This window comes from Adlercreutzia sp. CNCM I-6215 (genome assembly GCF_977072315.1).
Genome location: NZ_CDRVMA010000004.1, coordinates 16,244 through 31,405 on the forward strand (window position 1 = coordinate 16,244; position 15,162 = coordinate 31,405).

10 protein-coding genes are annotated in these 15,162 nt (G+C 64.7%); 7 read left to right on the forward strand and 3 right to left on the reverse strand.

All coding sequences use genetic code 11. The features are described 5' to 3' along the window. Nucleotides 1–29: 29 nt before the first annotated feature. Nucleotides 30–692 (reverse strand): cytochrome c biogenesis CcdA family protein, encoded by a 663-nt coding sequence (locus tag ACW4LP_RS04205; RefSeq protein WP_114540111.1) that lies wholly within the window; start codon nucleotides 690–692, stop codon nucleotides 30–32. 248 nt (nucleotides 693–940) lie between these two features. Here ACW4LP_RS04205 and ACW4LP_RS04210 point away from each other — a divergent pair, with 248 nt between their 5' ends. Next, nucleotides 941–2,191, forward strand: coding sequence for a glycoside hydrolase family 3 N-terminal domain-containing protein (locus ACW4LP_RS04210; protein ID WP_181815520.1), 1,251 nt, complete (start codon nucleotides 941–943; stop codon nucleotides 2,189–2,191). Nucleotides 2,192–2,413: 222 nt separating this feature from the next. Here ACW4LP_RS04210 and ACW4LP_RS04215 read toward each other — a convergent pair whose 3' ends face one another. After that, entirely contained in the window at nucleotides 2,414–3,823 is a 1,410-nt protein-coding gene (locus ACW4LP_RS04215; protein ID WP_114540113.1) for a twin-arginine translocation signal domain-containing protein, read from the reverse strand. Nucleotides 3,824–4,002: 179 nt separating this feature from the next. On the opposite strand from ACW4LP_RS04215, the gene ACW4LP_RS04220 reads away from it, so the two are divergent. The 5 genes from ACW4LP_RS04220 (at nucleotide 4,003) to ACW4LP_RS04240 (ending at nucleotide 12,697) form a co-directional block, all read left to right on the forward strand. Next, nucleotides 4,003–4,713, forward strand: coding sequence for a response regulator transcription factor (locus ACW4LP_RS04220; protein ID WP_114540114.1), 711 nt, complete (start codon nucleotides 4,003–4,005; stop codon nucleotides 4,711–4,713). A gap of 75 nt (nucleotides 4,714–4,788) precedes the next feature. Then, the gene (locus tag ACW4LP_RS04225) at nucleotides 4,789–6,351 is read left to right on the forward strand and encodes a sensor histidine kinase (protein ID WP_114540115.1); all 1,563 of its coding nucleotides are present in this window, start codon (nucleotides 4,789–4,791) and stop codon (nucleotides 6,349–6,351) included. A 605-nt stretch (nucleotides 6,352–6,956) separates the two neighbouring features. After that, complete coding sequence (locus tag ACW4LP_RS04230) at nucleotides 6,957–7,838, forward strand: phosphoribosylaminoimidazolesuccinocarboxamide synthase (RefSeq protein WP_114548581.1); 882 nt, start codon at nucleotides 6,957–6,959, stop codon at nucleotides 7,836–7,838. Nucleotides 7,839–7,961: 123 nt separating this feature from the next. Beyond that, entirely contained in the window at nucleotides 7,962–8,693 is a 732-nt protein-coding gene (locus tag ACW4LP_RS04235; protein WP_114548582.1) for a hypothetical protein, read from the forward strand. Between the two features lie 161 nt (nucleotides 8,694–8,854). Then, nucleotides 8,855–12,697 carry a phosphoribosylformylglycinamidine synthase gene (locus tag ACW4LP_RS04240; protein ID WP_455803489.1) on the forward strand — a complete coding sequence of 1,281 codons (3,843 nt, stop codon included), beginning with the start codon at nucleotides 8,855–8,857 and terminating at the stop codon, nucleotides 12,695–12,697. A 968-nt stretch (nucleotides 12,698–13,665) separates the two neighbouring features. Here ACW4LP_RS04240 and murB read toward each other — a convergent pair. Further along, complete coding sequence (gene murB, locus ACW4LP_RS04245) at nucleotides 13,666–14,586, reverse strand: UDP-N-acetylmuramate dehydrogenase (RefSeq protein WP_114548584.1); 921 nt, start codon at nucleotides 14,584–14,586, stop codon at nucleotides 13,666–13,668. 434 nt (nucleotides 14,587–15,020) lie between these two features. On the opposite strand from murB, the gene ACW4LP_RS04250 reads away from it, so the two are divergent. After that, nucleotides 15,021–15,152, forward strand: a complete 132-nt coding sequence (locus ACW4LP_RS04250) for a hypothetical protein (RefSeq protein ID WP_256156164.1) — start codon at nucleotides 15,021–15,023, stop codon at nucleotides 15,150–15,152. The last annotated feature ends 10 nt before the right edge of the window (nucleotides 15,153–15,162 follow it).

Here is a 15,162-nt window from a genome sequence, read left to right on the forward strand (position 1 = left end):
CCTTTCTCCTTCGGGCCCGGTTCCACCGGCTAGCTCAGCAGGCGCAAGAAGCCGCCGAGCAGCCCCGTCGCCATGAGCACGCCCACGGCGACCAGAAACCAGCCGCATACCTTGTTAATGATATCGTAATGTTGCTTGATGACGGCAAAAGCGCCCTTCAGCTTGTCGATGAGCACGGCAGCCGCCACGAACGGAATACCGAGGCCGGCCGAGTAGCACAGAAGCAGGATAACGCCCTGCGCCACCGATGCCTGCTGCGAGGCCAGCATGAGCGCCGAGCCGAGGAACGCCCCCACGCACGGCGTCCATCCGATGGAGAAGATGACGCCGAACAGCACCGAGGAGAAGAATCCCAGCTGTCGTCCCGCCAGCGGGTTCTTCGCGCCGTGGAAGAGGTTGATCTTGATGATGCCGAGAAAGTACAGTCCGAAGGCGATGACCACCAGGCCGCACACCACGTTGACGGCACTTTGATACTCGATGAAGAACGCGCCCACCGACGAAGCCAAAGCTCCCATAGCGATGAACACGCACGTGAAGCCGAGCACAAAGCCGAGGGCGTTGCGCAGCACCACTGAAGTGCGCACCTCCTCGCCGGCGGCGAAGTAGGTGACGTAGATGGGAATCATGGGAAGCAGGCACGGCGACACGAAGGTGATGATGCCCTCCAGAAAGGTGATGAGATAGGTCACAAATCCTCCTCCTGCTTCGATCGCCGTTTTGCGATATCTCGCATTATTCCCTATTTGCGAGCGGCGTGCCTCCGTCTTCACAGAAAGTGAAGTGACCGTTACGTGCTTCGGCATCGTGCGGTGGCCCGTTGCCGCAAGGCGTTCCTGGCGCTATGCTGGTGGGCGTAAGTGAAATTGCGAGTGCGTGCGCGGTTGGCTCGAAGGGACTGCGTCGTTCGAGGGGATCGCGTTGTTCGAAGGGAAGTAGTGTGACTGTTCTGGTTGATTCCATCACCCGCCGCCGTTTTGTCTGGCTGGCGGCTTTGGCCGGCGGAAGCCTAGCGTTGAGCGGCTGCGCGGGCGACGGATCGAACGGGACGGGCGGACCGACCGGGGTGGACGGTTCGGGCGGCGAAGGCGCTGGTGACGGTCAGAACCCCGAAGCCGCCGCAGTCGCCGCGCGTGCTGCTGTGGACGAGCGCATCGGCGCCATGACGCTCGAGCAGAAGGTGGCCCAGCTGTTTATCGTGACGCCGGAAGCGCTGGTGGAAGGCGTGTCGCAAGTCACTCAGGCCGGCGACATGACTCGCGAGGGAGTAACGGCCCATCCCGTGGGCGGCATCGTCTACTTCGCTCAGAACTTGCTCGACCCCGAGCAGACGACGACCATGCTCGCGAACGTCAAGCAGTTCTACGCCGACGCCGGAAACGTGGCACCCTTCATTGCTGTCGATGAAGAGGGCGGCACCGTCGTGCGCGTCGCCGACAATGAGGCCTTCGGGGCTCAAGATGTGGGCGACGCCTCGGCCCTCGGCAGCGCCGGCGACACCGAGGCGGCCAAGCGCGCCGCCGAGCAGATCGCCGACTACCTGATGCCCCTTGGATTCAACCTGGATTTCGCTCCCGTGGCCGATGTGGTGGATCCCCTGCGCAGTGACACCATGGGCCTGCGTTCGTTCTCGAGCGACGCCGCCGTGGCCGCCGACATGGTGCGGGCCGAGGTGGAGGGCTTCCGCGACAAGAAGATGCTCTGCTGTGCCAAGCACTTCCCGGGCATTGGCGCGGCGGCCGGTGATTCCCACGAGGGCGCTATCACCATCGAGGCGACCAACGAGGAGTTGGAAACGGTGGACCTCGTGCCCTTCCGCGCGGCCATCGAAGCGGGGGTGCCCATGATCATGGTGGGACACGTGAGTCTGCCGAACATCGTCGGCGACAGCACGCCGGCCCCGCTCAGCTCGGCCGTCGTTCAGGGCATGCTGCGCGATTCTCTCGGGTACACGGGCATCATCGTCACCGACTCGCTTTCCATGGGCGCCATCACCGACTACTACACCCCGGCGGAAGCGGCGGTCGCGGCACTTAAGGCCGGCTGCGACATCCCGCTCATGCCTGAGCGCCTCGACGAGGCCTACCAGGGGGTGTTGAGCGCGGTGCAAGTGGGCGAGCTGACTGAAGAGCGCCTCGACGAGTCCCTCACCCGCATCCTTACCGCCAAACAGGAGTACTTCGGGTTGTAACAGCGATCGGGACGGGAGGGCCCCCGTGAAGCCCGCTGCGCGCTTTGTCCTCCTGCGAACGCGGCAAAAGAAACAGCGGAAGGAACGCACATAGGCCGGTACTATCCCGGCATCGTTGCTGCTGAAGTGGAAGCTGTTTCTTAACGGCCGCGTTCTTCGGAGGGCGCGCAGAGGTCTTCACGGGAGCCCTCCCGTCCCGATCGCGGACAAGCTAGAGCGCCCTTACGCCGCCGGTTCCCAAATGCGGACGAGGCAGTGCTTCTGCTGCTCGCCGCCGATGGGGGTGTAGTCCACGTTGCAATAAGTGACGGCCCGCGTGCCTACGTGCGTCGAGGCGAGGAAATCGTTGTAGTCGCCCGACCCCTCCTCGAGGGGCAGTTGCGCATAGCGCCGTCCCGCCAAATCGACGGCCACCACGAAGCTGCCGCCGCGCACCATGAGCCAGTCGCCGCACCAGCACGGTGCGGAAAGCGGGTTCGCCGCGAAATGGAACCAAGGTACCGCGCTGTAGGCCTCGGTGCCGGGATTGGCGCAGGCGACGGGAAGGTACGGTGCGGCATCGTCCGCCTCATCCGTCTCCGCAGCCGTCTCTTCCGCGTTGGCCGCCGTGAGCGAGACCGCCTCGGGAGCTTCCATAGGCAGGTAGGTGCCCAAATTCGCGATGCCCTCTCCGTAGTTGTAGATGCCGTCGAAGGCGAAGCTGAAGCCGGTCTTACCCCAGCTGCACTCCATGGGTCGCATGGATGAGGGCAAAACGCAGGCGTCGGTGACCTCGCCGGTGGCGGCGTCCAAGTGCGTGAGCTGGTAGTAGGTGCCGCTCGTGCGGGCACGGGGGGCCAAGGTGAGGCTGTCGCCGCAGGAGGTGGGCGCGCAGGCCATGCGCCCTTGGGAGGCATATACCATCTGGACGTTGGCCGTGCCGAAGGCAGCACGCTTAAGGAGGGAGTCCTCTACGCGCGCGTTGCCGTCCAGTTGCGGAAGACGCTGCCAGAAGGCGAAAGCGCCGGCCACGGCCAAGGTGGGCATCTCCCAGTTCACGTCGCCCTCGTCGAGCAGCTGCGGCTCGCCCAACGTCGTGCCGGAAAGCGGCGCCGCGTACACGCGCCAAAGGCTGTCCAAAATGTCGGCCTCGGTCCAGATGACGCCGGCGGCATTGGCGCGCACGTCGTAAATCTCGAAGCCTTCGGCCTCGCCCACGGCGTGCTCGAGGATAGTGGTGCACTCGGCGGAGACCAGATCGAGCAGCCCCACCTCGGCCAGGGGCTTGGCGGTTTCCGTGGGAAGCAAGCAGGCGGCGACGGCGTCGTCGCTGCACCAGACGAGCGTGCCGAAGGGCAGCTTCGCCGAGCCGGCAAGCGTGACGGCGTCCTCGTAGCTTTCCATCTTTTCCAGGGAGCTCTGGGCCGTAACGGCGCCTTCGGGCACCTTCAAGGTTTTCAGGGCATCGTCATCGTTGGAGCGACCGGCAGCCCAAGCGGCCCCGCCGCCCACGGCGGCCAATGCAGCCACGCCGGCCACGCCGTAAAGAAAGTGACGGCGCGTCAGCAGAAGCTCATGGCCCCCGGGCAGGGAGAGGGATGTGGGTTGTTTTGTAGCAACGCGCCGCGTGGGCGCGGATCTTCTCTGTGGCATGGGGCTATTGTGTCATTTCGCATACACCTCGGCGACCGTATGGAGCCAAACGCTACAATAAACGCAAACACGACTACCGGGCTGATATATGTGCCAGCTGCAGATAAAATAGCAGGTCAACACAGATTTAAGCTTGGGCATCCTAGAAACTGCAAGCGAGTATGCAAGGAGCACATTCCATGAGCAACGAAACGCGACGCATTCTTCTGGTTGAAGATGAGAAGGCCATCCGCGATGCGGTGACCGCCTACCTCGAGCGCGAGAACTACTGGGTGACCGCCGTCGGTGACGGCCAGGACGCCCTGGAGGAGTTCCAGAAGCACCATTTCGATCTGGTCATTTTGGACCTCATGCTGCCCCGCGTGCCGGGCGAGCGCGTCTGCCGCGTCATCCGCGACACGTCGGATGTGCCCATCATCATGCTCACGGCCAAGGGCGAGGTGGAGGACCGCATCATCGGTCTGGAGCTGGGCGCCGACGACTACCTCGTGAAGCCCTTCAGTCCCCGCGAGCTGGTGGCCCGCGCCCGCGCCCTGCTGCGCCGCGTGCACGCCGATTCCGAGCCCCAGCGCGAGGTGCTGGAGTTCGGCGAGCTGACCATCGACGTCTCCGGTCACAAGGTGCTCGTCTCCGGCGAGGAGATCGACCTGACAGCCAGCGAGTTCAAGCTGCTCACCACGCTGTCCCGCTACCCCGGTCGCGTGTACAGCCGCATGGAGCTCGTGGAGAAGGTGCTCGGCTACGACTTCGAGGGCTACGAGCGCACCATCGACTCCCATGTGAAGAACCTGCGCGCCAAGATCGGCGACAACCCGCGCAACCCGAAGTGGCTCCACACCGTGCACGGCGTGGGCTACCGCTTCGAGGATCCCACCAAGAACGGCCAGTAATCGCCCGTTCATTTCGCGTACTTGCCGCCGGAGCCGCTCGGCTTTGGTGTCCGCCGTCTGCTTCGAAGGAGTTCCATGACCGAGACGGAAGCAAAACCGCGCATTCTGGAAACCGCTGAAGAGGTCGCCCCACCGGCGGCCTCTTCGCCTTCTCCGGAACGCAAGAAGGAAAAGAAGCACCTGCGTTGGTCGAACCTGTCCTATACGACCCGCGTGACCTTGGCCTTCGCCCTCATCGCCGCCATGACCGCCCTTGTGGCCATCGGCGTGGTCTCCTTTGTGTGGGAGCAGCATTTCCGCACCTACACGGCCGACAACATGCAGACGCTCTGCGAGACCACGGCGAACCGCATCGCGGCCATTTACGAGGAGACCGGCGATTTGTGGAATCCCGAGACCACCCGCCCGGCCGCCCAGGCCACCGAGCTCACGAGCGGTGTGGGCGTGCGGGTGATCGACTTGAAGGGGAGCACCGTTTTCGACTCCTCCGTCATCATCGACGAGCAGCAGGGCGACGTGTTCACGTCCTTCGCACCTCAGGACCGCTCGCAGGCGGCCACGGCTTCCATCGTGCTTCCCGATGGCGAGAAAGTGGGCACCGTGCGCCTGTGGGTCTACGGCTCTGAGGCCCTTATGCGCCAGCCCGACCAGGAGTTCCGCGATAACTCCTACCAGGCTATGTTCATCGCCGGCGGTGTGGCCATCGTGCTTGCTTCCTGCATCGGCTTCCTCTTCGCGCGCAACCTGGTGTCACCGATCAACCGCATCATGAAGACGGCCCGGGCCATCGGCGACGGCGATCTGTCGGCTCGCACCAAGCTGACCGGCGAGGACGAGGTGGCGCGCCTCGGCGAGACCTTCGACGTCATGGCCGAGTCGGTGGAGAAGGACCGCGATTTGGAGCGGCGCCTCACCACCGATGTTGCCCACGAGCTGCGCACCCCGCTCATGGCCATCCAGGCCACGGTGGAGGCCATGATCGATGGCGTCTACGAGGCCGATGAGGAGCGCCTGGTCACCGTGAATTCCGAGATCCAGCGCCTGTCGCGGCTGGTGAATGCGCTGTTGAAGCTGTCTCGTCTGGAAAACCGCGGCGAGCCCATGAAGGAGGAGGTCGTCAACGTCGGCGAGCTCATCTCTGGCATCGTCGCCACCCACGAGATGTTCGTGTCCGATTCCGGCCTCACCTTGGAGTACGACGCCGAGCCCGACGTTATGGTAGTGGGCGACGCTGATATGATCCGCCAGGCCACGGCCAACCTCATCTCCAATGCCGTGCGCTACACGCCGGAGGGCGGCCACATCACGGTGTCGGTGCAGAAGGGCGACATCATGGCCTCCATCGCCGTGCGCGACACCGGCATCGGCCTTACTAAGGAAGAGGCCCGCATGGTGTTCTCGCGCTTCTGGCGCGCCGACGCCGGTCGCAACCGCGAGAGCGGCGGCCTTGGCGTGGGCCTGGCCGTGGTGAAGGAGATCGTCGACCGCCACGGCGGCTGGGTGCAGGTGGAAGGTGAGAAGGGCAAGGGCGCCTGCTTCACCATCCATATCCCGTTGTACGACGAAGACGCCTCCAAGCACCGCCGCAACTCCAAGAAGCGTACCGGCCACAAAAAGCCCGCGAAAGCAAGCCGATAGGAGAAGGTGCCCTTCGGCGTTCTGCAAGTTTTGCGGCCTCGAAGCAACGTCGCGGCGATCCGGATGGCGCGATTTACGGCATTGCTGGGCGCCTGACGATCGAGATGGACAAAAACGGGTAGCTAGCTGCGAGCTAGCCCCTGGGATGGTAACGTTTTGGCCGAAAAGGGGTCGTTAACTGCGAGCTAGCCCTGCGGTGGACACGTATTGGACAAAAACGGGTAGCTAGCTGCGAGTTGCCCCCTGTGCTGGCCCCGTTTTGGCCAAAAAAGGACCGCTAGCTGCATTTGGTGCGCGCGCGTCCATGTTCTCGTCGATTGCCGCGTCTTCTGACCAGGCGAAACGCGAAACGGATGGAGGGCTTTTTGCTGGCCGGACAATCAATGGCCAGAAATGGTGCGCCGACTGACAGTTAATGGGTACTTTTTGGCCATTTCGAACAGAAGGGGTATCGTGCCGTTCTCTGTGAAGCGACGGTGCGAGGGCCGTATTTGTGCCATAATGTCCGATACGCGAAAAGCGCTTGGGTACCTGCGCTCGAACGGCGTCCGTTGGGCGGTGTTCGAGCGGAGCGGCAGCCGGGCCATCAAGGAGAAAGGGCACTCATGGCGGGAATCGACATTACTCCCGACGCGCAGGGCAAGGTGCGCGATCTGTACGATTTGGGCGACAGGCTGCTGCTCGTGGCCACCGACCGCATCTCGGCCTTCGACTACATTCTGGAAGACGAGATCCCCTACAAGGGCCAGGTGCTCACCCAGCTCTCCAAGTTCTGGTTCGATCTGCTCGACGGCGTCGTGGAGAACCACCTCATCTCCACCGACGTGGCCGACCTGCCCGAGGAGTTCCAGCCCTACGCCGACTATCTGCGCGGTCGCTTCATGCTAGTGAAGAAGGCCGACATGTTCCCCGCCGAGTGCATCGTGCGCGGGTATCTGGCTGGCAGCGGCCTGAAGGAGTACAACCGCGAGGGCACCGTCTGCGGCATAGAGCTGCCCCAAGGCCTCGTGAACTCCTCGAAGCTGCCCGAGCCCATCTTCACCCCCTCCACCAAGGCCGAGATTGGCGACCACGACGAGAACATCTCCTTCGAGCGCCTTACGGAAATCCTCGGGGAAGAGGATGCCACGGCCCTGCGCGACTTGGCGTTGAAGGTGTACACCACCGCCGCCGACCACGCGGCCGAGCGCGGGGTTATCATCGCCGACACGAAGTTCGAGTTCGGCCGTCTCGGTGACACCATCATCTTGGCCGACGAGGTACTCACCCCCGACTCCTCGCGCTTCTGGCCCGGCGATACCTACGAGGAGGGCAAGGACCAGCCCAGCTTCGACAAGCAGTTCGTCCGCGATTGGCTGACGGCCCATTGGGACAAGACCGGGAACCCGCCGCGCCTTCCCCAGGAGATCATCGACGCCACGTCCGCGAAGTACATTCAGGCTTACGAGACCATCACCGGCAAGAAGTTCGACCCCGCGACGTTCTAGCGCCGCCCGCCCGCAAAACCCGCCGTCATTCTGAGCGAGCGGAGCGAGTCGAAAAATCTCGCGAGATCTTTCGACTTCGGCCTTTCGGCCTGCGCTCAAGATGACGTGAACTGAAGGAGAGAGATGTCCCAACGCAACCCCATGAACGAACGCTACACCTCCGAGGAGCGCACCGGCACAACGCGCAAGTCGGCCGCCTCGGCCAAGCCCAAGGCCAAGGCCGCCGCCTCGGTCACCGTGAAATCGGCGAAGAAGACGCCCGAGCAGCGCAAGGCCGAGGAGAAGGCCGCCCGCAAGGCCGCCGCCGCCAAGCAGCGCGAGGTGGAGCGCAAGTACTACAAGCCCGACACGCCGCGCTACAAGCGTCTGCGCCTCATCTGGTGGATCCTGCTCATCGCGGCCATCGGCTGCACGACCTTGAGCTTCGTCGGCCAGCAGTCGCTGCCGCCTCAGGTGGCGGTTGTGACGCTCATCTTGGCCTACGTGTTCATCATCGCCGCTTTCGTGCTCGATTTTTGGAAGATCAAGAAGGAGCGCGTGGCCTACCAGGAGCGCATGCTGGCGCTTGAGGAGAAGAACGCCAAGGCCGAGAAGCAGGCGCGCCGCGTGCAGCAGGCCAAGCAGGTGAAGGCGAAGGGGTCGGGGAAGAACCAGAACCGCCATGCGGCCCAGAAGAAGGCTGGCGAGGCCGATGGGGATGCCGATGCCGCCGATGCCGGCGAGTCCGACGAGCCTCCGGTGAAGCCGGCCCGCCGCGGCCTGTTCGGCAGCGGCTTCCGTCTGTCGAACCGTGAGAAGATGCAAGCCGAGAAGAAGGCCGCCAAAGAGGCCGAAAAAGCTCAAAAAACCGAGTAGCACCTACCGTAGGGGGCGACCTCGGTCGCCCCTTCTCAAGTGAGGTGACTCCACTTGGTGAGGAGCGACCGAGGTCGCCCCGTACGGGGGGGTCAGTTGAACTAAGGTCCACCCCTATGGAAAAGTTCGAGCGCTCATTCCTTGAAGAGAGAGGCACATCCATGGTATCTCGCGTCTATGTTGAGAAGAAGCCCGGGTTTGATGGCGAGGCTCGCGCCCTGGCAGCCGAGCTGCGCGACATCGTCGGCATTTCGGGGCTGACCGGCGTGCGCCTGGTGAACCGCTACGACGTGGAAGGCGCGAGCGAGGAGCTGTTCGCCGCCTGCGTGCCCACGGTGTTCTCCGAGCCGCAGTCCGACACCGCCACCTACGACCTGCCCGATGCCCCCGGCGCGGCCGTGTTCGCCGTGGAGTACCTGCCCGGCCAGTTCGACCAGCGCGCCGACTCGGCGAGCGAGTGCATCCAGCTCATCAGCCAGGGCGAGCGCCCGGATGTTCGCTCGGCAGTGGTGTATTACCTGGAAGGCAACCTGACCGACGCTGACGTGGAAGCCGTGAAGCGCTACGTTATCAATCCGGTGGAGGCTCGCGAAGCGTCGCTTGAGCCTCGCGACACCCTGGCCATGGCCTTCGAGCGCCCGGCCGACGTGGAGGTCATCGAGGGCTTCACCGCCTTTTCCGATGACGAGCTGGCCCGCTTCATCGACGAGCGCGGCCTGGCCATGGATCTGGCCGACATCCAGTTCTGCCGCGCCTACTTCGCTGAAGAGGGCCGCGATCCTTCCATCACTGAGATCAAGATGATCGACACCTACTGGTCGGACCACTGCCGCCACACCACCTTCGGCACCGTGCTCGATGACGTGGAAATCGCCGACGCCAACGTGCAGGCCGCCTTCGACCGCTATCTGGAGCTGCGCCACGAGCTCGGCCGCGATGAGAAGCCGGTCTGCCTCATGGACATGGGCACCATCGGCGCGAAGTGGCTGAAGAAAGAGGGCATTCTCACCGGGCTCGACGAGTCCGAGGAGATCAACGCTTGCACCATCAAGTGCAAGGTGGATGTCGATGGCGAGGAGCAGGACTGGCTGTACCTCTTTAAGAACGAGACCCACAACCACCCCACCGAGATCGAGCCCTTCGGCGGCGCGGCCACCTGCGTGGGCGGTGCCATCCGCGACCCCCTCTCGGGCCGCTCCTACGTGTACCAGGCCATGCGCGTCACGGGCGCGGCCGACCCCACGGTGCCCGTGGCCGATACCATTCCCGGCAAGCTGCCCCAGCGCAAGCTCGTGACCACGGCGGCGGCCGGTTACTCCTCTTACGGCAACCAGATCGGCCTGGCTACGGGCCAGGTGCATGAGCTGTACCACCCCGGCTACGCCGCCAAGCGCATGGAAATCGGCGCGGTGGTGGGCGCTACGCCGGCCGATCACGTGCGTCGCGAGACGCCGGCGCCGGGGGATGTGGTGGTGCTTCTCGGCGGCCGCACGGGCCGCGACGGCATCGGCGGCGCCACAGGCTCTTCCAAGGCCCATTCCGTGGAATCTTTGGAAAGCTGCGGGGCCGAGGTGCAGAAGGGCAACGCGCCGGTGGAGCGCAAGATCCAGCGCCTGTTCCGCCGCGGGGATGCCTGCCGCATGATCAAGCGCTGCAACGACTTCGGCGCCGGCGGCGTGTCGGTGGCTATTGGCGAGTTGGCCGACGGTCTGGACATCAATCTGGACGCCGTGCCCAAGAAGTACGACGGGCTCGATGGCACGGAGCTTGCCATTTCCGAGTCGCAGGAGCGCATGGCCGTGGCGCTGGCGCCTGAGGACGTGGACGCCTTCATCGCGCTGGCCCACGAGGAAAATCTGGAGGCCACGCCGGTGGCCGTAGTCACGGAAGAACCGCGCGTGCGCATGCATTGGCGCGGCGACACCATCGTGGACGTGAGCCGCGAGTTTCTCGCGAGCAACGGCGCGCCGAAGCATGCGGCGGTGGCCGTGCCCGCGCCGGCCGACGAGAGCTTCGCCGAAAGCGCCTGCGACCGCGCTTTCGAGGCGACAAGCGAGCTGACCGACCCCGTGGTGGACGCCGTGTGCGACGCCGACTCGCTGGAAGTGTCCCTCGCGGCGCTCATGGGCGACATCAACCGCGCCTCGAACAAGGGCCTTGTGGAGCGCTTCGACTCCACCATCGGCGCGGCCACGGTGCTCATGCCCTTCGGCGGCGCGCGCCAGCTCACCCCGGCGCTCGCCATGGTGGCGAAGCTGCCGGTGCTCGGCGGCAAGACCACGACGGTCTCGGGCCTGTCCTGGGGCTTCAACCCGTATCTTTCGTCCTACGACCCCTATGCTGGTGCCTACATGGCCGTGCTCGATTCCGTGGCGAAGCTCGTGGCCACCGGCTTCGAGCGGGCGAACATGTACCTCACCTTCCAAGAGTACTTCGAGAAGCTGCGCCAGGATCCCGAGCGCTGGGGCAAGCCCATGGCGGCGGTGCTCGGCGCGCTCATGGCCCAGATCGATTTCGGGGTGGGCGCCATCGGTGGCAAGGACTCTATGTCCGGCTCCTTCGAGGACTTGGATGTGCCGCCCACGCTTGTGTCCTTCGCGACGGCCATCGGTGACATCGACCGCGTCACCTCGCCGGAGCTGAAGGAAGCGGGCGACAACCTCATCTGGGTTTCCTTCGAGGACGCGCTGGCGTCGAGCGTCTGCGCCGCCTTCGACGCGGTGGAGTACCTCATCGGTGCGGGTGTCGTGCGGGCCTGCGCGAGCGGCGCCTACGGCGGCTTGGCCGAGACGCTGGTGAAGGCGGCCGTGGGCAATGGCCTGGGTATCACCGTGGACGAGGACATCGACATGGGCCAGCTGTTCGAGCCGGCCTACGGCACGTTCGTGATCGAGCTGGCCGCCGGCGAGGATGCCCAGTCCGTCGTCACGCGTTTGGAAGATGCCGGGCTCGACGCCAACGTGGATGTGGTGTCACTCGGTCAGGTGACCAGCGCTTACGAGCTGGCGTGCGACGGCCAAGTGGCCGATCTCGCCGTGGTTCAGGAGGCGTGGGAACGCGGCAGCGGGATTGAAAGCGTGTTCCCGTACCGCACCTCGCCGGAAGAGCGCGCAGCGGCCGAGACGGTGCCCGCCATCAGCTTCGAAGGGGAGGCGGCCCCGGCCTACCACGGCCCGGCGCTGCTGGGCGACGCCTCCGGTGCTCCGCGCGTGGTCATTCCGGTGTTCCCCGGCAACAACTGCGAGTACGACTCCGCTGCCGCCTTCGAGCGGGCCGGCGCCGTGCCCACCGTGTACGTGGTGAACAACCTGACGCCCAAGGCGGTGGCCGAATCCACCGCCGAGCTGGCGCGTCTTATTCGGGCGTCCCAGATTGTCATGATTCCCGGAGGTTTCTCCGGCGGCGACGAGCCCGACGGCTCCGCGAAGTTCATCACGGCCTTCTTCCGCGCCCCGGAGGTCACCGAGGCGGTGCGCGATTTGCTGCAGGCGCGCGACGGCCTCATGCTCGGCATCTGCAACGGTTTCCAGGCGCTCGTGAAGCTGGGCCTGGTGCCCTTCGGCGACATCCGTCCCATGGACGCCGATTGCGCCACCCTCACCTTCAACAACATCGGCCGTCACCAGAGCACGCTCGTGCGAACGCGCGTGGCCAGCACGATGTCCCCCTGGATGAGCCGCATGGAAGTGGGCGAGATGCACACGGTGGCCATCAGCCACGGCGAGGGGCGCTTCGTGGCGCCGCAGCCTCTGCTGGATTCCATGATTGCGAACGGACAAGTTGCCACTCAGTACGTGGACGCCGCGGGGCAGCCTTCCATGGATTTGGCGGTGAACCCCAACGGGTCGGTGCTCGCCATCGAGGGCATCACGAGCCCCGACGGCCACGTGCTCGGCAAGATGGGTCACACGGAACGCGCCGGCGCGGGCCTGTACAAGAACACCTTCGGCAACACCTACCAGCCCCTCTTCGAAGGCGGTGTCGACTACTTCCGCACGAAGTAGTTACTGCCACGCGAGGTAGTTGCCGCTGCATGAGGTGGCTGCTCGGGAGGGTGGCGTGCGACCGCCCGTCGGTGGGACCGGGGGTTTGATGCCCGAAAACAACAAGGGCGACGTCAGGAACGGAAGTTTGGTACCTGGTGTCGCCCTTTTTGCGGCCAACTTGCGGAGTTTGGCATCGAATGGTGCCAAGTTTGGCAGTTTGGTACCCTGCCTTGGTCAAATTGCGAAGTTTGGTACCTGAAAACTTGCACGTACGAATTTCTGACCTGGTGTTTCTTCGGAGTCGAGGTACCAAACTGCGGTTTTTGGCCGAATTCGGGGTACCAAACTTCCGATCCTGGAAGAGGGCAGGTGCCATATCGCGGATCTTGTCCGAGAAAGATGGATACCGGTTCATCGGGCGGTAGGGCTGTGGTTGTGGTCTCCTTGTCGACGGCGCCAGATGGATCGTCGAGGTCGTCGCGCGGCACTGCCCCGGGGTCGAGTGCGCTGTGGATCCGCTCTATGTGGTGCAGTGGGTGACCGACGTGCTCGACGAGACCCGCAGGGAGGCGTGGCGCGGCTGCGAAGGCTGAGGGTTCTCGCCTGGGCCTACCTTCTGCACCGCCGCTGCCGCAAAGCCGCCGCCGAAGACCGCAGCCAGACCTTCGAAAATGTCAACGAGTGACGACGCCCCTGGCAAAAAGTCGCCCCGGGCTACGGTGTTGTATGCAGCAAACTTTGTAGTATAGAGCAAAAAAGCAGGTCATTGCTTAGCATCTATTTGTCAACATGAGCTAACACCGTAGCCCGACCCGCAAAAATGACGAAGGCGCGCAGTTGCCCTGACAAAAAAAGCGCCTCGGGCTGCGAGTTGTACTCGGGTGTGTGGCGAAAAGGCACCTCGGGCTACGGGCTGTGCTTGAAAAACGGCAAAAGAGCGCGTTGTTCTGTGGATACTCTCGGGCCCCCTGCGAATTGCTGCCAGGCTACTGCCACAGCCTCACTTCGGGCTCCAGTTCCACGCCGGTGGTCTGGCGAACGCGGCGCTGCACTTCGGCGATGAGTGCTAGCACGTCGGCGGCGGTGGCGTCGCCGGTGTTCACGACGAAGCCGGCGTGCTTCTCGGACACCTGCGCGCCGCCCACGCGCAGGCCTTGGCAGCCGGCCTCTTGGATGAGCGCCCCCGCGAAGTGGCCCTCGGGGCGCTTGAAGGTGCTGCCGGCGCTCGGCATCTCCAGCGGTTGCTTGCTCTCGCGGCGCTCGCGCAGCTCTTCCATGCGCGCGGCGATGGCGGCAGGGGAGTCGGCGCGCAACTGCAGCGTGGCCCCGAGCACCACCCAGCCCTCGCGCATCATGCGGCTGGTGCGATAGCCCCAGTTGGCTTCCGCTGCCGGCACGCTCACGATGCTCCACGAATTCCCGTCGGGCACCAGGCAGCGTACTTCCACGGCTACGTCCGAGAACTGGCCCTCGTAGGCGCCGGCGTTCATGATGGCCGCGCCTCCGACGGTGCCGGGAATGCCGCTGGCGAACTCGTAGCCTGCAAGCCCGGTATCCCGCGCCACGGCGGCCACGGCGGCGTTCGTGGCCCCGGCCGCTGCCCGCACGAGGCCGCCGGGCAGCACCTCGACGTCCGCGAAATTATCCGCCAGCAGAAGCGTCACGCCGTCAAGTCCCTCGTCGGGCGCGAGCACGTTGGAGCCGAGTCCCAGCACACGCCAGGGAACCCCGCCCGCCTCGCAAGTCGACACGACGGCCGCCACCTCGTCTTCGGAGCGCGGCGTCACGAGCCATTGCGCCGGCCCCCCAATGCGAAATGTCGTATGCTCGGCCAGGGGCTCGTCAGGACGCACATTCTGCGAACCGACGATATCCCGAAGGCTCTTCTCGAAGTCCTGGGCGTTCACGGCTTGCTCCTCCTCAGCTGGATTACGGATGCAGAGGAGGTGCGGGATGCCCTGACCGAGCAAGTTCCGCAGCGAACAGAACAGGACTGAATGTCCTGTTCTGCAGAGCGAGGACTGTCTGAGCGAATCAGGGCGTCCCGCACCTCCGGTCGGCAAAGAGTTTCAAGCCCGTGTGTTCTGGGCCGGTATCCTCCGTTTATCATGCCGTGCGGGTTACCGTTGGTGACCCGCATGGCTCATTGTACTAGAATACGCCCATGACGAAATCGCTGACATATCCGCGCGATCGCCAAAGCGCTTCCGCCCATCGTTGCTCGCGCTTCGCACCCGCTTGCGGGCTCGCATCCGCATCCGCTTTTGGGCTCGCATCCGCACCCGCCCCAGTGGCCGCCCTTGCGGATGCTTCCGCACGCACGAAAGTGGGGCGCTAGGCCATGGCGCGCAGGGTTCCCGAGGTCAAGCCCACCTCGCCGGCGGCGGCCATCGTGCTCGTGCTGCTGTTCATTGTCTGCTTCATTATCGGCCTGTGGGTGCTTATGGCGCTCACGCGCATCGTGCTCGGTTAGGGGCAAGGAC

What these genes read in the sequence shown, in the direction of transcription:
- ACW4LP_RS04215 (WP_114540113.1), bottom strand. Translation starts at nt 3,823, where the DNA reads ATGCCACAGAGAAGATCCGCGCCCACGCGGCGCGTTGCTACAAAACAA.
- ACW4LP_RS04220 (WP_114540114.1), top strand. Translation starts at nt 4,003, where the DNA reads ATGAGCAACGAAACGCGACGCATTCTTCTGGTTGAAGATGAGAAGGCC.
- ACW4LP_RS04230 (WP_114548581.1), top strand. Translation starts at nt 6,957, where the DNA reads ATGGCGGGAATCGACATTACTCCCGACGCGCAGGGCAAGGTGCGCGAT.
- ACW4LP_RS04225 (WP_114540115.1), top strand. Translation starts at nt 4,789, where the DNA reads ATGACCGAGACGGAAGCAAAACCGCGCATTCTGGAAACCGCTGAAGAG.
- ACW4LP_RS04240 (WP_455803489.1), top strand. Translation starts at nt 8,855, where the DNA reads ATGGTATCTCGCGTCTATGTTGAGAAGAAGCCCGGGTTTGATGGCGAG.
- ACW4LP_RS04235 (WP_114548582.1), top strand. Translation starts at nt 7,962, where the DNA reads ATGTCCCAACGCAACCCCATGAACGAACGCTACACCTCCGAGGAGCGC.
- ACW4LP_RS04250 (WP_256156164.1), top strand. Translation starts at nt 15,021, where the DNA reads ATGGCGCGCAGGGTTCCCGAGGTCAAGCCCACCTCGCCGGCGGCGGCC.